A 17,539-nucleotide genomic window follows, 5' to 3' on the forward strand; every position below is an offset into this window, starting at 1 on the left:
CGCCGGTCGGGCGGGCCCTTCCCCCGGCGAGTTCGGCAGCCGCTGTCGCCGTCTCCCGCTAGAGTTCGAATATGCGCCCGATACAACGGATTCGGTACGTGCTGGCGGTGACGGCGCTGCTTCTGGCAGGCTCGCTCAGCGGATGTTCGGACGATACCGGGTCCGCGGGCCCGTGTACCCCGGTGCCGAACGGCACACCCGTCACGGCCGCGCCGGGCGCCGGCTCGGCCGCCCCCACCTCGCGGGATCTGGCGACGAACCCGGAGATCGCGTCGGGCTACCGCAGCGAGATGACGGCCGTGCACACCAGCGGCTATGCCGTGTCCACCGCCAACTCCCACGCGACCCGCGCCGCCTGCGAGGTGCTGCGCGCCGGAGGGACCGCGGCGGACGCGCTGGTCACGGCCCAGACCGTGCTAGGGCTGACCGAACCGCAGGCGTCGGGCCTGGGCGGCGGCGCGTTCCTGCTCTATTACGACGCGGAACACGAGACGCTGGACGCCTACGACGGCCGGGAGACCGCACCGGCCCGGGCGACGGAGAACTATCTGCGCTGGGTCAGCGATGCCGACCGCACCGAACCGCTGCCCGACACCCGCGCCAGCGGACGCTCCATCGGTGTGCCGGGCGTGGTCCGGATGCTGGATCTCCTCCATTCCGAACACGGCCACGTGCAGTGGCGGGAGCTGTTCGATTCCGCGGTGTCACTGGCCGACCGGGGTTTCGAGATCAGTCCCCGGCTGGCCGGGCAGATCGCGGACTCCGCCGCCGAACTGGCCCGGGATCCGGCCGCGGCCGAGTATTTTCTGAATCCGGACGGCTCGCCCAAGGCGGCGGGCACGGTGCTGACCAACCCTGCCCTGTCGAAAACCCTCAACACCGTGGCCACCGAGGGGGCCGAAGGGTTCTATACCGGCCCGATCGCCGAGGACATCGTGGCCGCGGCCGGCACGCGCAGCGGCGGCCGCACCCCGAGCCTGATGGAGGCCGCGGATCTGGACTCCTATCGGGCGGTGAAACGGGCGCCGCTGTGCACGGGGTACCGGGCCCATGAGATCTGCGGGATGCCGGGGCCTTCTTCGGGCGGCATCGCGGTGGCGGCCACTCTCGGCATCCTCGAGAATTTCGATCTCCCCGCCCTGCCGCCCGCGCGCGTGGACCGCAACGGCGGTGTCCCGCAGGCCGCGGCGGCGCATCTGATCGCCGAGGCCGAACGGCTCGCCTACGCCGACCGGGACAAGTACGTCGCCGACCCGGATTATGTTCCGCTGCCGGGTAACTCACCGGATACCCTGGTGAATCCGGAGTACCTGGACAAGCGGGCAGAGCTGATCGATCCGCACCGCAGCATGGGCACTGCGCAGCCCGGCGATTTCGGGCAGGCCCCGGTGGGCATCGGACCGCAGACCCCGGAGCACGGCACCAGCCATATCTCCGTGGTCGACTCGTACGGAAACGCCGCCGCGATGACGACCACGGTGGAATCGGCGTTCGGCTCCTTCCATATGGTCGACGGATTCCTGTTGAACAATCAGCTCACCGATTTCGCCGCCGATCCGGTGGGCGCCGACGGGAAGCCCGTCGCCAACCGGATCGAGCCGGGTAAGCGGCCGCGCAGTTCCATGAGCCCGACCCTGGTGTTCGAGCGCGGTGACGATTCCGGACGCGGCCCGCTCACCCATGTGGTCGGCTCCCCCGGCGGGTCGGTGATCATCCAGTTCGTGGTGAAAACCCTTGTCGGGATGCTGGATTGGGGGCTCGACCCCCAGCAGGCGGTCTCCGCGCCGACCTTCGGCGCCGCGAACACACCGGTGACGGGCGTGGGCGGGGAACATCCGGCCATCGACGCGAGTGACGACGGGGCCCACGACCCGCTGGTCACCGGGCTGCGGGAACGGGGCCACCAGGTCTCGGTCGCCCCGCAGACCAGCGGGCTGAGCGTACTGGGCCGCGACGGGGACAACGGCTGGATCGGCGGCGCCGATCCGCGCCGCGAGGGCGAGGTACTCGGCGATACCCGGTGAGATTCGGTCAGCTCGGCATGGTCCCCAGCCACCGGCTGGTCAGATCGGTGACGACGCCGCCGCCGCGGTCGCTCAGGTGGATGTGGTCGACGAAGAAATCCATGCCGTGACTGTGGGCCACTTCGTCCCAGCTGCGCCGGAGCAGATAGTGCTGGGCGGCCGCCCGGAAGGCCAGTGGGAAGTTGAAGCCGAAGCGCGCCCCGGGGTTCCCGCGCGCCACCAGGAGGTCGGCGATGCGTTCGTGCAACGGCAGGTAGTCGACCCCTTCCCGGGCGGCGGTATCGGCGATGACCCGGTTGTAATCGGCCAGCCGGTGATTGACCTCGGCGTCGAGGTTCTCGCCGAGCGGCGGCAGCGACAGCAGCGCGACGTGCGCGGTGGTCTCGGAGGTGACGCGGTCCACAATCGCGCCGAGGTTTTCGCGATAGGTGTCGACCGCGACGCCGTTGCGGACGTCGTTGGTGCCGATCAGGACGAATACCGCGTCGGGACGGCAGGCCACTACATCGGTGTCGACCCGGTCCAGCAGGTCGGCACTGGTGTTTCCGTTGACGCCCGCGTTGACGAACCGGAATCGGTCGAACTCCTGCCGCGCCCGCAGCGCTCCCACCCAGTCCGCGCCGAGCGTCCCGGCGGTCATGCTGGCACCGGCCGCGACGACCACCGGCCCGGCGGGGCGATCGCCGCCGCAGGCCCGTGCGGGTGAATCGGCGGGTGACCGCACGAACGTGAGATAGCCGACCAGACCGGCTGCACCGAGGAGGCCGGCGAGGGTCAGGGATACCCCGATTGCGGCCTGTTTCTTGATGTTTCGCGGCTTCCTCACGAGCACACCACCGAGACCGAGTGACCGACGGCGGTCACGACCTCCAGGCGAGGGTGCTCCCGGGTCGTGAGCCCGGCCGGGTCGTACACCACCGCGGTGACGTGACGGCCGGCGGCCGCTACTCGGCGGGCCGCACCCCCTCCGGTACCGCCGGTCGCACCTGACACGCTGAGACGCATTGCCGAACCTCCAGGTCAAAAATGGTTAGTAAACACTAACCACAGAATGCGCTAGTGTTCACTAACGTGTCAAGCACACCGGCGAGGAGGACGGGCTTGAACACACGGGAGCGAATACTCGACGCGGCAGCCGAGATCCTGCGAACGCGCGGCGTCGTCCACGCCACCACCAAAGAGATCGCGCGGGCCACGGGCGTTTCGGAGCCGACCCTGTACAAGCACTTCGGCGACAAGGAACAGCTACTGCTCGCCGTGCTACGGGAACGGCTGCCCGGTTTGTCGCGGGTCGACCTCGAGCCGGGGCGGGGCAGCGTCGAGGACAACCTGACCGGACTCGCCCACGCGGCGCTCGACTTCTACCAGCAGTCGATCCCCATGCTGGGTGCGCTGCTGGCCGATCCGCAACGGATGGCGGCACATCGCGTCGCGATGGACCGGCTCGGCGGGGGCCCGGACAAGGCGGTCACGGTGGTCGCGGCCTACCTCCGGGCAGAACAAGCGCTCGGCCGAATCGCCGCCGGGGCGAACCCGCACGCGGTCGCGTCCCTGCTGATCGGGGCCTGCTTCCACGAAGCGTTCCTGCGTTACTACGCGCACGGCCCCGGTGCGAGCGCCGCCGACCACACCACCGCCCGGGATCTCACCCGCACGCTCGCCGCACCACTGCTGTGAGTCGCACCTTCCCGAGTGGGCCGTATCCGTGCACTGCCATCGCGCGCCCGCGGCGTGTACTCGATGCGCACCGCCACCCGTTACGCGCCGGGTTCAGTCCCCCGCGGTGTACTTCGCGCCCAGTTCGCGCAACCGGTCCAGCGCGGCCGCCGCGTGCTCACCGTCGTTGGACCGGATGGCCAGCATCGGCACGTAATCGTCGTTCACCAGTTCCAGCCGAGCCCAGGCCTTGTGGTCCGGGAACGACACCCCGCGAATATGCCGCCAATCGAACTCGTTGTCGCCGAGCACATTCCGCACCACGACCCCCCGTTGCCCGGCCCGCACCCGGGGCCTGGTGAGCAGCAGAACCCCCGCGGCGCCGAAAAAGCCGATGGCGGCCATCGCGAACTGATCCACCGCCCGGAAGTTCACCCCGGTGTAGTCGACCCGCAGGAACAGCCCGAACAGGACGAAGGCCACCAGCAGGACCGCTGCGACGATCATCGAGGTGCGGCGCGATCTACGCGGTCGCACCTCGAGTTCCCATTCGGCCGGGGCCGCCGAGTCGCCGGGAGCATTGCCCCGCCGCCGGATACGCGCCACCGGCACGCCTCAGCCCGCCACACGGAGCCCGCGGAGCGTGAGCGCGGCGTCCAGCGCGGCGGCGGCCGCCTGTTCGCCCTTGTTCTCCGCCGAATCCGGCAGCCCGGCCCGATCGAGGGCCTGCTGTTCGTTGTTCGTGGTGAGCACGCCGTTGGCGACCGGAGTGCTCTCGTCCAGGGACACCCGGGTCAGTCCCGCGGTCACCGAATCACACACATAGTCGAAGTGCGGCGTATCCCCGCGGATCACCACGCCGAGCGCGACCACCGCGTCGTGGGTGCGGGCCAGCGCCTGCGCCAGAACCGGCAACTCCATCGCTCCGGCGCAGCGGGCCACCGTGGTGTGCCGCACCCCGGCCTCGGCGGCGACGCGTTCGGCGTTGGCGACCAGGGTGTCGCAGATCTCGGTGTGCCAGCGCGAGGCGACGATGGCCAGCCGCAATTCCTTCGCGTCGGCGAGCGCGAAGGTGGGGATCCCGGTGCCGCTCATCGGTTTCCGCCTTTCGATCCGGATATCGTCACTGTGCCGTCTCCCCCAGGTCCAGATCGTCCAGACCCACCAGGTCGTGACCCATCCGGTCGCGTTTGGTGCGCAGATAGCGCAGGTTCTCGGCATTGGCGCGGACCGGCATCGGCACCCGCTCGGTGATCCGCAGCCCGTATCCGTCGAGCCCGACCCGTTTGGCCGGGTTGTTGGTGAGCAGCCGCATGGACCGCAGACCGAGGTCGACGAGGATCTGCGCGCCGGTCCCGTAATCACGGGCGTCGGCGGGCAGGCCGAGTTCGATATTGGCGTCGACCGTGTCGTGCCCGGAATCCTGCAGCTGATAGGCCTGCAGTTTGTGCATGAGGCCGATACCGCGGCCCTCGTGCCCCCGCATGTACAGCACTACACCGCGCCCTTCGGCGGCCACCATCTCCAGGGCGGCGTCCAGCTGCGGGCCGCAATCGCAGCGCAGCGAACCGAAGACATCACCGGTCAGGCACTCCGAATGCACGCGGACCAGCACATCCTCGCCGTCGCCCACATCCCCGCGGACCAGCGCGACATGCTCCACATCGTCGTAGATGCTCTGATAGCCGACCGCGGTGAACTCCCCGTGCACGGTCGGGATACGCGCCTGCGCGACCCGCACGACATGCTTCTCGTGTTTGCGCCGCCACGCGATCATCTCCGCGATCGAGATCAACGCCAGCTCGTGCTCGTCGGCGAAGACCCGCAGTTCGTCGGTGCGGGCCATATGCCCGTCTTCCTTCTGACTGACGATCTCGCAGATCACACCGGCCGGCCGCAGCCCGGCCATCCGCGCCAGATCCACGGCGGCCTCGGTATGACCGGGCCGGCGCAGTACGCCGCCGTCCTTGGCGCGCAACGGCACCACATGGCCGGGGCGGGTGAAATCGTTCGGCTTGGCGTCGCCGTCGGCCAGCAGCCGGATGGTGGTGGCCCGATCGGCCCCGGAGATACCGGTGGTCACACCCTCTTTGGCGTCCACCGACACCGTATAGGCCGTACCGTGCTTGTCCTGGTTCACCGCGTACATCGGGGGCAGCCCCAGCCGATCGCAGTCGTCACCGGTGAGCGGGGCGCAGATGTAGCCCGAGGTGTAGCGGATCATGAACGCCACGAGTTCGGGGGTGGCCTTCTCCGCGGCGAAGATCAGGTCGCCCTCGTTCTCCCGATCCTCGTCGTCGACCACGACGACCGGTTTACCGGCCGCGATATCGGCGACGGCGCGCTCGATGCTGTCGAACCTGGTCACGTCTGCAATGCTCCATCTCGATAGGTCCCGATCACACTACTTCGTCCGGTCGGCCGGTCCGGGTGCGGCCGGAGGTATCAGCCGCGCCGATGGAGGCGTTCGACGTATTTCGCGATTACGTCGACCTCGAGATTCACGACCGTCCCGGGTGTGGATCCGCCCAGGTCGGTGAGGCTGAGCGTGGTCGGGATCAGGGAGACCTCGAACCAGTCCCGGGTGCCGTCGGCGGCCGGGGCCTCGGTCAGGCCCAGCCCGGAGACGGTGAGCGAGATGCCGTTCACGGTGATGGATCCCTTCTCCACCACGTACTTGGCGATCGCGTCCGGAAGCGAGACCCGGACCACTTCCCAGTTCTCCCCCGGGGTCCGGGACAGGATGGTGCCGGTGCCGTCGACATGGCCCTGCACGATATGACCGCCGAGGCGGCTGTTCACCGCGGCGGCCCGCTCCAGGTTGACCCGCGCGCCGGGCTCCAGACCGCCGATGCTCGACCGGCGCAGTGTTTCGCCCATGACGTCGACGGTGAACGCGTCGTCGCTCACGTCGACGACCGTCAGGCATACGCCGTTGACGGCGATCGAATCACCGTGCCCGGCATCGGAGGTGACCAGCTTCCCGCGGATCGTCAACCGTGCCGCGTCGGTCAATTGCTCGCAGGCGACGATTTCGCCCAGTTCCTCGACGATGCCCGTGAACATGTCTTCTCCCGTTCGCGTCGGTGTTCCGCATACGGAACGGCGGGAGTGGTACCGAGTATTCCCAGTTCGCCGTCCACAACCAGACTAGTGCGCTCGGCGAACGATCGGCCATGACGTCGCCCACCCTCCGGAACACCCATTTTCCGGCCGTCGACCGGACAGGCCGGATCCGGAAATTTTCCGGTCGGGCGATAGTCGTCACAATTCCTGGTACGACCCCGACACCGGTTCCGACAGGCCGCGATCCGGTCCGGACCGGTCGTGGCGACCCCACCCTTTGCCCGACCGAGATCGCATCGAAACCCGAAATGTTTCTCGATTTGCGCCCTCACACCGACTGACGCAATATTGTGAGGTGACCGGTTCATCGACCTCGGATACCCCGTGGTGCGGCCGGGCACGACGTTCGTACGAGGACGGCCACCGCCGCGGAATACCGTGCGCCACAAGCCTTCACCCGAACAACTGGATCCGCCCACATCCTGCCGGGCCGAGGGCCCCGCGCCGTGCCGGAAATCCAGTGCCTCTCGGCCCAGCGACAGTGTTGTCCGGGCATCGGATCCCTCCGGTGACAACGCGCCGGCCGGATCCGTGGGATATCCGCCGTCGCGGCTGTCACCGCCCTGTTCAGGTACGCCACCACTCGAGGAAGCCGAACCCGCTATGACCACTTTCACCGAATCCGCCCTGGAGCGACACTGCCGGCGGTATCGGGAAAAGGATCTACTGCCCGCGGTGGTCGATCCGAATTCGGGGCGAATACTGCTGCACGTGGGCGCCGCCTACGGCGCGGTGACCATGCCGACCGAACTCGGCGAGCCGGTGCTGCAGCGGCTACGGGCGGCCGGCATCGCCGGACCGGTCTTCGCCCACCCGCGTGCCCGGCGCTGGACCTTCCTCACCGGCCCCACCAGGCACGACGAGTTCCCCGCGGCCGCGGCCGCAGAACTCTTCCGGCTCTACACCACCGTCGCCGGCACCGGCAGCCAGATCGTGCTGCCCTCGGCCGAGGACGAACTCAGCGGATACCGCCTGTGGGTCGCGGGACCGGACGCGCTCGGGACCCGGCCGCCGCAGCACGCGGTGATCGACGCCGCACGCGAAAGCGCGCCCGACCTCCGATAGGCGCACGGCCGGTCACCGCCGACCGCGACCGCGCCGCGGCGGTGGACGCCGTGCCGGGTGTGCGCCCGCATCGACCGAACCGGGCACAGCCCGCCCCGTGTCGGCAACCATGGACACAGCGCATCCCGCGCACAACGGCGACTTCCAGCTGATCGGCAGTTACCGCAGTCTGTCCGGTCGTGCCCGTGGTCCGGGGGATCAGTGGGCGGCGTGGTGCGCCGAGCGGGTCCGTTCGACCTGGCCGCGCAATTTCTCCACCGCGAGGCCGGGGTCGGCGGCGTTGTAGACCGCCGAACCCGCGACGAAACAGTCGATACCCGCGGCCGCGGCCTGTTCGATGGTGTCGGCGTTGATCCCGCCGTCGATCTCCACCACCAGCCGCAGCTCCCCCGCGTCGACCAGGCGCCGCACGGTCCGCGCCTTGTCCAGCACCTCGGGAATGAACGACTGGCCGCCGAATCCGGGCTCGACGCTCATCACCAGCAGGGTGTCGAAATGGCGCAGGATCTCCAGGTACGGCTCGATCGGGGTGTTCGGCTTCACCGACAACCCCGCTTTGGCCCCCGCGGCCCGGATATCGCGGGCCACCGCCACCGGATCCTCGGTCGCCTCGGCGTGGAAGGTCACGTTGTAAGCGCCGGCCTCGGCGTAGGGGGGCGCCCACCGGCCCGGGTCGTCGATCATCAGGTGGCAGTCCAGTGGGATGTCGGTGGCCTTCAGCAGGCTCTCCACCACCGGAAGCCCCAGGGTCAGGTTCGGTACGAAATGCGCGTCCATGACGTCGACGTGCAACCAGTCGGCGGTCGACACCGCCCCGGCTTCATCGGCCAGCCGGGCGAAATCCGCCGACAGGATGGAGGGGGCGATCATCGGGGTCGCGGGACGGATGAACGTGGGCTCGGACGCAGTCACAGCGCGCAGTGTAAATGGCGGGCCGACGCGTGTGGGGCCGAGCCCCGAAGTGCCCCCGCCACCGTCCGCGCGGCGACGAGCCATACACTCGGCACGTGATCAATACTTCGGCGGAACAAGGGTTCCACGGTGCCCCGGTGGAGATTCGGGTGGCGGCTTCGGTGACACAGCTGCCGATCGTGCGCGGTCTCGCCGAGGCTCTGGTCCTGCTCAGCGATTTCACGCTGGACGAGGTCGCCGATATCCGGCTGGCGGTGGACGAGGCGTGTTCCACGCTGATCGGTGTGGCCGCGCCCGATACCAGCTTGCAGTGTGTGTTCACCATCGGTGAGACCGAACTTCATGTGCAGGTCGGCGGCGTGGCCGCCCGCGAGGGGCTGCCCGACGCGCGCAGCTTCGGCTGGCATGTGCTGCGGACGCTCACCGATGCGGTCGACGCCCGGCAGGAGCCCTTCGATCAGCAGGTTTCCGGATATCCGACAGCGGTCGAGTTCCGTCGGGTCCGGGGGAAAGCGTAGTGACCGAGCAGGAGAAGCCGCTCGAGGCTCCGGAGGAAGAGCGCGCGCCCGACCCGGAAGCCGATACCGACGCGGAAGCAGAAGCGGAAGATTCCGACACCGAGTTGGCGAGCTCGTCATCGGTGGGCGGGTACGACGATGTCGCAGATCTGTTCACCCGGCTGGCCGGTACCGCGCCGGATTCGGCGGAGCAGGCCGCACTGCGCAACGAGTTGATCGCGCGCTGCATTCCGCTGGCCGACCATATCGCCCGCAAGTTCAGCGGTCGCGGGGAGCCGTTCGATGATCTGACCCAGGTCGCGCGGGTGGGTCTGGTGCATGCGGTGGATCGGTTCGATATTTCGCGCGGTTCGAACTTTCTGTCGTTCGCGGTGCCCACGATCATGGGCGAGGTACGCCGGTATTTCCGGGACAACACCTGGGCGATGCGGGTGCCACGCCGGGTGAAGGAAACCCATCTGCGAATCGGGGCGGCGGTGGATTCGCTGTCGCAGTCGCTGGGCCGGTCCCCGACGGCCAAGGAGATCGCCGCCGAGCTCGATGTCGATCCGGACGAGGTCACCCAGGCCGTGATCGCCGGGAACGCCTACCAGCCGACCTCGATCGACGCCGCGTCGATCGGGCGCGATACGGATGCCTCGCTGCTGGATACGCTCGGTGAGGAAGAAGCGCAGTTCGACCGGGTCGAGGAGTACGTGGCGATCCGGCCGCTGCTGGCGGGGTTGCCCGAGCGTGAGCGCCGCATCCTGACGATGCGATTCTTCGAATCGATGACGCAGACCCAGATCGCCCAGCAGATGGGTATTTCGCAGATGCACGTCTCCCGGATTCTCGCCAAAACGCTGGCGCGGCTGCGGGACCAGTCGTCGCGGGAGTAACCGCCGGATCCCGGGCGGTTACGGGTTCGCGGAGCGCGGCTGTTGTGCCCGCTTCGCCGATCGGTCTACCCTCAGTCCTGAGAACATGAGTGGGAATCCATCTCAGTCGACCACTGTCCGAGTGCCCGCTTCTCTCAGCAGACCAGAGCAACCGATCAGCCGGATCAGCCCGTAATCCGGCGCTCCTGCGGGTCGCGCGTCGACGACGACGCGGCGGAAGGTGATGTGAGATGACCACCGATACCATCGCCCGGCAGTGCACCCTGTGCGAGGCCCACTGCGGCATCCTGGTGACCGTCGAGGATACGAAAGTCACTCGGGTCGAAGGCAATCCCGACGACGTGCTCTCCAAGGGCTACATCTGCCCCAAGGCCACCGCCATGGCGGGCCTGCACGATGATCCCGACCGCCTGCGCACCCCGGTGCGCCGCGTGGGCGACCGATTCGAGCCCATCGGCTGGGACGAGGCGTTCCGCGAGATCGGCACCCGGCTCCGGCGGGTGCGCCACGACCACGGACCGCATGCGGTGGGCATGTACCTCGGCAACCCCGCCGCGCACAATTCGGCGATCATGTACGCCTTCGCACTGCGTGCCGGGCTGATGACCCGCAACTTCTACACCGCGTCGTCGATCGACCAGTTCCCGCAGGAATTCGTGGCCTGGCAGATGTACGGGTCGAACTTCCTGATGCCCATCGCCGATATCGACCGCACCGACCGGCTGGTGATCATCGGCGCCAACCCCGCCGTGTCCAACGGCTCGGTCACCACCATGCCGGGCGCCCGCGACCGGATCAAGGAGGTGCGCACCCGCGGCGGCAAGGTCGTGGTGATCGACCCGCGGCGCACCGAAACCGCACGCCTGGCCGACGAACACGTATCGGTGCTGCCGGGCGGTGACCCCTACCTGCTGCTGGCCGTCCTGCACGTGCTCATCACCGAGGACCTGTGCGACCGGACCGCCGTTCGCGCCCAGTGCAGCGGACTCGACGACCTGCGCGACCTGGTCGCCGATTTCACCCCGGAGAACGCCGCCCCGCACGCCGGGGTGGACGCCGATACGATCCGGCGCCTGGCCCGGGAGCACGCCGCGGCGGAATCGGCGGTGATGTACGCGCGGATCGGGGTCTGCCAGACGGTCACCGGAACGATCACCCACTGGCTGGTCAACACCATCAACGCGGTCACCGGCAACCTCGACCGGCCGGGTGGCCAGATGTACGCCACGCCCGCGGTCGACCTGCTGCCGCTGGCACGGCGGATGCCGCCGTTCTACGGCGCCTGGACCGATCGATCCGGGAAGTACAAATCGTTCCGGTTCGAACTGCCGGTGGCGGCGCTGGCCGACGAGATCCTCGACGAAGGCCCCGGACAGATCCGCGCCATGATCACCTATGCCGGCAACCCGGTGCTGTCCACCCCGCAGCGCGGACGCCTCGACAAAGCGCTGAGTTCGCTGGATTTCTATGTGGCAGTGGATATGTACATCACCGAGACCACCCGGCACGCCGATATCATCCTGCCGCCACTGTCCCCGCTCGAACGCGAAGACCTCGACATCCTGCTGACCATGTTCAGTGTGCACAACAACATTCGCTACAACGCGCGCGCGATCGCACCGGAGGCCGACGGCCTCGAGGACTGGGAGATCATGGCCCGGTTGACGACCGAGATCCTGCCGCTCCCGCTGCGATCGATCACCGGCCGTGCCCTCAACGCGGCATTCGCCCGGTTCAGCCCGTTGCGCGCGGCGGCGCTCGGGGTGGCGGTCGGCCCGCACGGGATGCTGCGCCGGGGCCGCAAGGGCATCACCCTGGCGAAGGTGCGCGCCGCACGCGGGGGTATCGACCTGGGCCCGCTGCAGCCCCGGCTGCGCTCGCTCATCGCCACCGCGGATCGCTCGGTCCACCTGGCGCCCCGGCAGTTCGTGACCGAGGCACGCCGCCTGCTGCGCGAAGCACACGAGGCCGGCGCGGTCCGCGACAACGGCTTCGATCTCCGACTCATCGGACGACGCCACCTGCGCAGCAACAACTCCTGGCTGCACAATGTGCCGGCGATGGTGAAAGGCCGCGACCGCTGCACCGCGCTCATGCACCCGCAGGACGCCACCGCGCGGGGACTTTCCGAAGGCGGCCGGGTCACGGTGAGCTCGCCCATCGGATCCATCGTGGTTCCGGTGGAGATCAGCGACGATATCCGGCCGGGTACGGTGGCGATCCCACACGGCTGGGGTCACGGGGAACCGGGTGTGGGCTGGACCGTCGCCGCATCGACGCCAGGGGCGAACGTGAATCTGCTCCACGATCCCGAACAGGTGGACCGCATCTCCGGCAACGCGGCGGTCAACAGCACCTGGGTGAAGGTGGCGGCCGTGTAGCCGGCGCACCGGCTCGTTCGCACGGAGTGACCCGCTGAACTCGGCTCGCGGTCACTCGGCGCCGCCGCCCTCCCGGGAGCGGCGCAGTTTCGCGGGAGCGACCAGCCACCAGGCCGCATCGAGCAGTTCACGCAACTGTTCGAGGTCCACCCGGTCGAGGTCGATGAGGATGTAGGGATAACCGTCGTAGTGCGGGGTGGTGTAGAAGGCGGGGTCGCCCGAGGCCAGCAGCGCCTCTTTCTCCACCATCTCGCAACGCAGCGCGAGGCCGCCTTCGGCCTCGCTGCGCAGCCGTGCGAAACCCTTGCCCGACACTTTGAGCGCGGGGGTCCGGTAGGAGGTCGATTCGGCGACCTCCGGCAGATCGGTGGCCAGTCGTACCACGTTCGCCCAGGTGATACCCATACAGCCAGTCTGCCGGTCCCGGCCGCCGCAGGCTCGGATATTCGTCGCCTGCCTGCCGCGACCGCCCGGCCTCCTACACCGGTTTGCGCAGTACGGCCACGAACATGGCGTCGGTCCCGTGTCGATGGGGCCACAGCTGAGCCGTGGGACCCGCACCCAGGCCGGTGACTCCGGGCAGCAGCGGTCCGGCCTCCAACTGCTCCGCGCCGGTACGCCGCACCGCATCCGCGACCACGGCGACGGTTTCCGGCAGATGCGGCGAGCAGGTCGAATACACCACGACGCCGCCCGGGCGCAGGAGTTCCCAGGCCGCGGTGAGCAGCTCGCGTTGCAGGACGACCAGATCGGCGGTATCGCCGGGTGTACGGCGCCAGCGGGCCTCCGGCCGACGCCGCAGCGCCCCGAGACCGGTGCACGGCGCGTCGACCAGGATACGGTCGTAACCGGTGGTCAGGCCGCTGTCGCGACCGTCGGCGATATGCACCCGGACCGGCATGTCACGGGTGGCGGTACGGACCAGTTCGGCCCGATGGGGGGCCGGTTCGACCGCATCCACCTGGTAGCCGTCGATACCGGCCAGCGCGCCGAGCAGCGCGGTCTTGCCCCCCGGCCCGGCGCACAGGTCCAGCCAACGACCGCCGTCGGCGCCGTGCAGAGGCGCTCGGGTGAGCGCCAGCGCCACGAGCTGACTGCCCTCGTCCTGGACCGCGGCCATCCCTTCCCGCACCGGTTCGAGCGCACCCGGATCGCCGCCGTCCAGATACACCGCGTAGGGCGACCACCAGCCCTCGTCGCCGCCGGTGACCAGTGCCAGTTCCTCGGCGGTGATCTCACCGGGACGTGCCACCAGATGCACGACCGGGCGGGCGTCGTCGGCGGCGAGCAGATCGCGCAGTTCGCCCGCGTCGGCACCCAGCGCATCGGCGAACGCCTGCGCGATCCACACCGGATGGGCGTATTCGAAGGCGAGTCGCCCGATCAGGTCGTCGGGTGCGAGCCGGTCGATCCACTCCTGTGGGCTGCGCTCGGTGACCCGGCGCAAGACGGCGTTGACGAACCCGGCTCGGCTCGAACCGGATTCGGCCCGGGCGAATTCCACCGACGTATGCACCGCCGCATGCGGTTCCACCCGGGTGCGCAACAGTTGGTAGGTACCGAGCCGCAAGATGTCCAGCAGCGAACCATCGATCTCGTCGACTGCGCGACCGGCACAGTCGGCGATCACCGCGTCGAGCACGCCGAGGGTCCGGCAGGCTCCGTACCCGAGCTCGGTGGCCAGCGCGGCGTCGCGGCCGGACACCCGATATTCCCGCAGCAGGCCGGGCAGGACCAGGTTGGCGTAGGCGTCGCGGTCCCGCACAGCGCGCAGTGTCTCCAGGGCGACCGTGCGGGCCGGGTCCGCCGGAGTCCGCTGCGGGCGGGCCGGCCGCGGAGAACCGCCGCGCTCGGACCGAGCCGGGCCCGATCCAGGGGCTCCGGCCCGATTCCCGCCGGCCCGATTCCCGCCGGCGCGGCCCTTCCCATCCGGCGCCGAACTCCGGCGCCGACCGCGGCTGTCGGCCGCATCGCCCCGGCGCTCGTCGCGGCTCTCCTCGGCCCGGCCCCGGGGCCGGGCCGCACGATCACCGGATGCCGCTTTACCGCGGCCGTTCCGGTCGCCCGATTCGGCCGAGCCACGACCTTCGTCGGCACCGCGCCCTGGACGGCGTGCCGAACCCGTGCCGCGCCCGTTCTCGGCACCGCGGTCCCGGCCGACGTCGGGCTCGCCGCCACGGCCGGGGTCGCGACGTCCGGATTCGCCGGACCGGCGGGTGTCGGCGCGACCCTTACGTTGCCGCGTCCCGCCGTTGTCGTCCGGACCTCCCCGCGATCCGGCGGCCGGTGGCCTGCCCTGTCCAGCCTCGGTCGGACGGCTGCCCTGACGCGAACCAGCGGAGTCGTCACCACGGCGTGCACCGGCAGGTCCGCCTTCTCGGCGCGAACCGGTGGGGCGCTCACCGTGACGCGAACCAGCGCGGCTCTCCCCACCACCCGAACCAGCGGGATTCTCCCCACCACGCGAACCAGCCGAATGCTCGCTACCGCGTGTACCGGGCGGAGACTCACCCCGGCCCGGATCGGCCGGACGGTCCCGAGGTCCCGTGCCGGCGCGGGGACCGCCGGATTCCTCGCCACGTCGGCGGAATCCTCGTGGCCGGTCGGCGCCCGAGCCGGTCATTCGACCACCGCGCCGGCGTCCAGGCGGGCGCCGCGCGCCCAGTCCAGCGCGGCCATCATGCGTTTACCTTGGGGCTGCACCTGGTCCAACCGGACCGCCGTAGTCGCCGTGCCGATGTAGACGCCGGTCTTGCGGATCTCGATCTGCCGCTCCGGAATGACCTCTTCGACCAGTTCCACCGGGCCCAGTTTCAGCCGGGTACCGGCCACTGTGGTCCAAGCCCCCGGGAACGGCGTCACCGCCCGGACCGCCCGGCCGACCGCCAGCGCCGGCTGATCCCAGCGCACCTGCGCCGCCTCGACCGTGATCTTGGGTGCGTAGGACACACCGTCGGCCGCCTGCGGGATCGCCTGCAGGGTCGCGTCCTCGACTCCGTCGAGAGTCTGTTCCAGCAGCGCCGCACCGCTGTGGGACAGTCGGGTCAGCAGGTCACCGGCGGTATCGGTGACCCCGATTCGCTCGGTCACCACCCCGTAGACCGGGCCGGTGTCCAAACCGGTCTCGATCCGGAACGTGGACGCCCCGGTGATCTCGTCGCCGGCCGCGATCGCCGCCTGCACCGGGGCCGCGCCGCGCCAGGCGGGGAGCAGCGAGAAGTGCAGGTTGATCCAGCCGTGGACCGGGATATCGAGGAGTTCGGCCGGGAGCAGCGCGCCGTACGCGACCACCGGGCAGCACTCCGGCGCCAGATCCGTGAGCGCCGCGACGAAGTCGGGTTCGGCGGGCTTGTGGGGAGTGAACACCGCAATCCCGTGTTCGTCGGCGATCTCCGCGACCGGCGAACGTTTCAGTTTCCGGCCGCGCCCCGCGGTGGCGTCGGGCCGGGTCACCACGGCGACCACCTCGTGCCGGGAGTCGAGCAGGCGGAGCAGCGAGGGAACCGCGGGCTCGGGAGTGCCGGCGAAAACTATCCGCATCAGCGGTCCCGCTCGGCGAGCGCGCGACTGGGCCGGACCGTGAGGCCGGCGATGAACCAATCGGATTCGCGGATGGTGCGCATGGCCTGCTTCCGGTCGGGCGGATCGAGCCGGTCGATGAAAAGGGTGCCGTCCAGGTGATCGGTTTCGTGCTGGACACACCGCGCAAGCAGACCCTCGGCCTCGAATTCGACCGGGTTGCCTTCCACATCCACACCGGTGGCCCGCACCCGCAGCGCACGCCTCGTATCGTGGTTCACTCCGGGAATCGACAGGCAACCCTCCGGGCCGATCTGCTCCTCCTCGTCGAGCGCGGTCCAGACCGGGTTGATCAGATGGCCACGGGCGTCGTGGGTGTCGTAGACGAAGACCCGCAGCCCGACCCCGATCTGCGGGGCCGCCATCCCGACGCCACCGTCGTCGTACATGGTGTCGGTCAGATCGGTCACCAACTGCCGCAGTTCGGGGCCGAATTCGGTGACCTCTGCCGCGCGGGCTCGCAGAATGGGATCGCCGAAGAGGCGGACGGACTGGACGGTCACGGTAGCTCCCGAAGACATGAGGCAGGGCAGGAAGGTTTCATTCTAGGTACCTCGGCGCAGCGGCGTTCAGGGCCTGTACCTTCGCCGAGCCGCGCCGGTACCGCGCACCGCCCCGGCCGCATCCGATGGTGCGCTGCCGAAGGGGCGGCCCACGGAGTCCGGCACTCACCGAGTCCGGGCGGCGCGACCACAAGCATCGTTGCGCTTCGCCCAGATGGTCGGCCTCCGTGACCGCGCTCGGCCCTCAGCCCGGTCCGCCGGTCCGCCGGAGCGCAGCGAGCGCGTGGACCCCCGCTGGCAGGCCCTCGAGCTCTCACAAAGCTCTGGCCGACACAGCCGCGCGGCCCCGACCGCACGGATGTCACGCTCGCCCGTCTGCCCGGTCTCCGTGATCGACCCCGGTTCCGGGTCGACGGAACGCAGCGACCGAGCGCACGCGGAGGGATCGGGAGGTGGTGAGGTAGCGGCCGAGCGCGGTGGATTGTTCAGGGCCCAGCAGCCCGGGGGCGCCGCGTGGAGCACGCGCACTGCCGTGATCTTCCCCAGGTTGTTCGAGCTTTCCGAGCGCACACGTCGACCCGTTCGCCCGGACGGTGAGCAACCGTGCTCGGGCCCACCCCGTTCCCGGAGCAACAGAGCGAAGAAGCGCAGCCACCGCCAAAAATGACGACCCCTGGAACCACCTCCACGGATGATCACCCCGAGGTCGGGGCCCGCCCCGGTTCTGGAGCGACCAGAGGAAGGGAGCGCAGCGACCGACCGCCGGGAGTGAAGAACCGGGGTTGACAAGGGCCCCGACCCGCCCCGCCGGAGGCGGGGCAATCCCACACAGTCGGGGCCCGCCCCGGTTCTGGAGCGACCAGAGGAAGGGAGCGCAGCGACCGACCGGCGGGAGTG

Annotated in this window: 16 protein-coding genes and 1 pseudogene; 6 read left to right on the forward strand and 11 right to left on the reverse strand. The window is 69.7% G+C overall.

Annotation, left to right across the window (positions count from 1 at the left end; translation table 11 throughout):
- Positions 1-71 precede the first annotated feature (71 nt).
- Positions 72-2,024, forward strand: coding sequence for a gamma-glutamyltransferase family protein (locus OG804_RS12365; RefSeq protein WP_328397016.1), 1,953 nt, complete (start codon positions 72-74; stop codon positions 2,022-2,024).
- A 7-nt stretch (positions 2,025-2,031) separates the two neighbouring features.
- On the opposite strand, the gene OG804_RS12370 is transcribed toward OG804_RS12365, so the two are convergent.
- Together OG804_RS12370 and OG804_RS12375 are read right to left on the reverse strand one after the other, a co-directional pair.
- A complete protein-coding gene (locus OG804_RS12370) occupies positions 2,032-2,850 on the reverse strand; it encodes an SGNH/GDSL hydrolase family protein (protein WP_328397018.1) in 819 nt (272 codons plus the stop codon).
- Positions 2,847-3,029, reverse strand: a complete 183-nt coding sequence (locus OG804_RS12375; protein WP_328397020.1) for a hypothetical protein — start codon at positions 3,027-3,029, stop codon at positions 2,847-2,849. Before OG804_RS12375 ends, OG804_RS12370 begins: the two co-directional genes overlap by 4 nt.
- 96 nt (positions 3,030-3,125) lie before the next feature.
- Between OG804_RS12375 and OG804_RS12380 the strand changes: the two genes are divergently transcribed.
- Positions 3,126-3,701: a TetR/AcrR family transcriptional regulator gene (locus OG804_RS12380; protein ID WP_328397022.1), complete on the forward strand. Its 576-nt coding sequence runs from the start codon at positions 3,126-3,128 to the stop codon at positions 3,699-3,701.
- A 93-nt stretch (positions 3,702-3,794) separates the two neighbouring features.
- Here OG804_RS12380 and OG804_RS12385 read toward each other — a convergent pair whose 3' ends face one another.
- From OG804_RS12385 to OG804_RS12400, 4 genes are all read right to left on the reverse strand, one after another.
- On the reverse strand, positions 3,795-4,286 hold the full coding sequence (locus tag OG804_RS12385) for a PH domain-containing protein (protein ID WP_442941812.1): 492 nt from the start codon (positions 4,284-4,286) through the stop codon (positions 3,795-3,797).
- A gap of 9 nt (positions 4,287-4,295) precedes the next feature.
- A complete protein-coding gene (ribH, locus tag OG804_RS12390; protein WP_328397026.1) occupies positions 4,296-4,775 on the reverse strand; it encodes a 6,7-dimethyl-8-ribityllumazine synthase in 480 nt (159 codons plus the stop codon).
- 28 nt (positions 4,776-4,803) lie between these two features.
- Entirely contained in the window at positions 4,804-6,048 is a 1,245-nt protein-coding gene (locus tag OG804_RS12395) for a bifunctional 3,4-dihydroxy-2-butanone-4-phosphate synthase/GTP cyclohydrolase II (protein ID WP_328397028.1), read from the reverse strand.
- 77 nt (positions 6,049-6,125) lie between these two features.
- On the reverse strand, positions 6,126-6,746 hold the full coding sequence (locus OG804_RS12400) for a riboflavin synthase (RefSeq protein ID WP_328397030.1): 621 nt from the start codon (positions 6,744-6,746) through the stop codon (positions 6,126-6,128).
- 663 nt (positions 6,747-7,409) lie between these two features.
- Between OG804_RS12400 and OG804_RS12405 the strand changes: the two genes are divergently transcribed.
- Positions 7,410-7,871 carry a hypothetical protein gene (locus OG804_RS12405; protein ID WP_328397032.1) on the forward strand — a complete coding sequence of 154 codons (462 nt, stop codon included), beginning with the start codon at positions 7,410-7,412 and terminating at the stop codon, positions 7,869-7,871.
- A gap of 198 nt (positions 7,872-8,069) precedes the next feature.
- Here OG804_RS12405 and rpe read toward each other — a convergent pair whose 3' ends face one another.
- Entirely contained in the window at positions 8,070-8,741 is a 672-nt protein-coding gene (gene rpe, locus OG804_RS12410) for a ribulose-phosphate 3-epimerase (protein WP_328398352.1), read from the reverse strand.
- Positions 8,742-8,878: 137 nt separating this feature from the next.
- Between rpe and OG804_RS12415 the strand changes: the two genes are divergently transcribed.
- The 3 genes from OG804_RS12415 to OG804_RS12425 all read left to right on the forward strand — a co-directional run bounded on the left by OG804_RS12415 (position 8,879) and on the right by OG804_RS12425 (position 12,560).
- Positions 8,879-9,301 carry an ATP-binding protein gene (locus OG804_RS12415; RefSeq protein WP_328397034.1) on the forward strand — a complete coding sequence of 141 codons (423 nt, stop codon included), beginning with the start codon at positions 8,879-8,881 and terminating at the stop codon, positions 9,299-9,301.
- A gap of 104 nt (positions 9,302-9,405) precedes the next feature.
- Positions 9,406-10,179, forward strand: a complete 774-nt coding sequence (locus tag OG804_RS12420; protein ID WP_328398354.1) for a SigB/SigF/SigG family RNA polymerase sigma factor — start codon at positions 9,406-9,408, stop codon at positions 10,177-10,179.
- 230 nt (positions 10,180-10,409) lie between these two features.
- Complete coding sequence (locus OG804_RS12425) at positions 10,410-12,560, forward strand: molybdopterin oxidoreductase family protein (RefSeq protein ID WP_328397036.1); 2,151 nt, start codon at positions 10,410-10,412, stop codon at positions 12,558-12,560.
- Between the two features lie 51 nt (positions 12,561-12,611).
- Here the strand turns inward: OG804_RS12425 and OG804_RS12430 are convergent, their stop codons facing one another.
- The 4 genes and pseudogenes from OG804_RS12430 to def form a co-directional block, all read right to left on the reverse strand.
- The gene (locus OG804_RS12430; protein WP_328397038.1) at positions 12,612-12,965 is read right to left on the reverse strand and encodes an MmcQ/YjbR family DNA-binding protein; all 354 of its coding nucleotides are present in this window, start codon (positions 12,963-12,965) and stop codon (positions 12,612-12,614) included.
- A 73-nt stretch (positions 12,966-13,038) separates the two neighbouring features.
- Positions 13,039-14,385, reverse strand: a pseudogene (locus OG804_RS12435) (RsmB/NOP family class I SAM-dependent RNA methyltransferase); the annotation flags it as partial.
- A gap of 794 nt (positions 14,386-15,179) precedes the next feature.
- Complete coding sequence (gene fmt, locus OG804_RS12440; protein ID WP_328397040.1) at positions 15,180-16,100, reverse strand: methionyl-tRNA formyltransferase; 921 nt, start codon at positions 16,098-16,100, stop codon at positions 15,180-15,182.
- Positions 16,100-16,642 (reverse strand): peptide deformylase, encoded by a 543-nt coding sequence (gene def / locus OG804_RS12445; RefSeq protein WP_328397042.1) that lies wholly within the window; start codon positions 16,640-16,642, stop codon positions 16,100-16,102. The genes fmt and def overlap by 1 nt, the downstream gene beginning before the upstream one ends.
- Positions 16,643-17,539: the final 897 nt, after the last annotated feature.

Origin of the sequence: Nocardia sp. NBC_00416 (assembly GCF_036032445.1) — a bacterium.
Classification (GTDB): domain Bacteria; phylum Actinomycetota; class Actinomycetes; order Mycobacteriales; family Mycobacteriaceae; genus Nocardia.

What these genes read in the sequence shown, in the direction of transcription:
- OG804_RS12365 (WP_328397016.1), top strand. Translation starts at nt 72, where the DNA reads ATGCGCCCGATACAACGGATTCGGTACGTGCTGGCGGTGACGGCGCTG.
- OG804_RS12375 (WP_328397020.1), bottom strand. Translation starts at nt 3,029, where the DNA reads ATGCGTCTCAGCGTGTCAGGTGCGACCGGCGGTACCGGAGGGGGTGCG.
- ribH (WP_328397026.1), bottom strand. Translation starts at nt 4,775, where the DNA reads ATGAGCGGCACCGGGATCCCCACCTTCGCGCTCGCCGACGCGAAGGAA.
- OG804_RS12400 (WP_328397030.1), bottom strand. Translation starts at nt 6,746, where the DNA reads ATGTTCACGGGCATCGTCGAGGAACTGGGCGAAATCGTCGCCTGCGAG.
- OG804_RS12405 (WP_328397032.1), top strand. Translation starts at nt 7,410, where the DNA reads ATGACCACTTTCACCGAATCCGCCCTGGAGCGACACTGCCGGCGGTAT.
- rpe (WP_328398352.1), bottom strand. Translation starts at nt 8,741, where the DNA reads ATGATCGCCCCCTCCATCCTGTCGGCGGATTTCGCCCGGCTGGCCGAT.
- OG804_RS12425 (WP_328397036.1), top strand. Translation starts at nt 10,410, where the DNA reads ATGACCACCGATACCATCGCCCGGCAGTGCACCCTGTGCGAGGCCCAC.
- OG804_RS12430 (WP_328397038.1), bottom strand. Translation starts at nt 12,965, where the DNA reads ATGGGTATCACCTGGGCGAACGTGGTACGACTGGCCACCGATCTGCCG.
- fmt (WP_328397040.1), bottom strand. Translation starts at nt 16,100, where the DNA reads ATGCGGATAGTTTTCGCCGGCACTCCCGAGCCCGCGGTTCCCTCGCTG.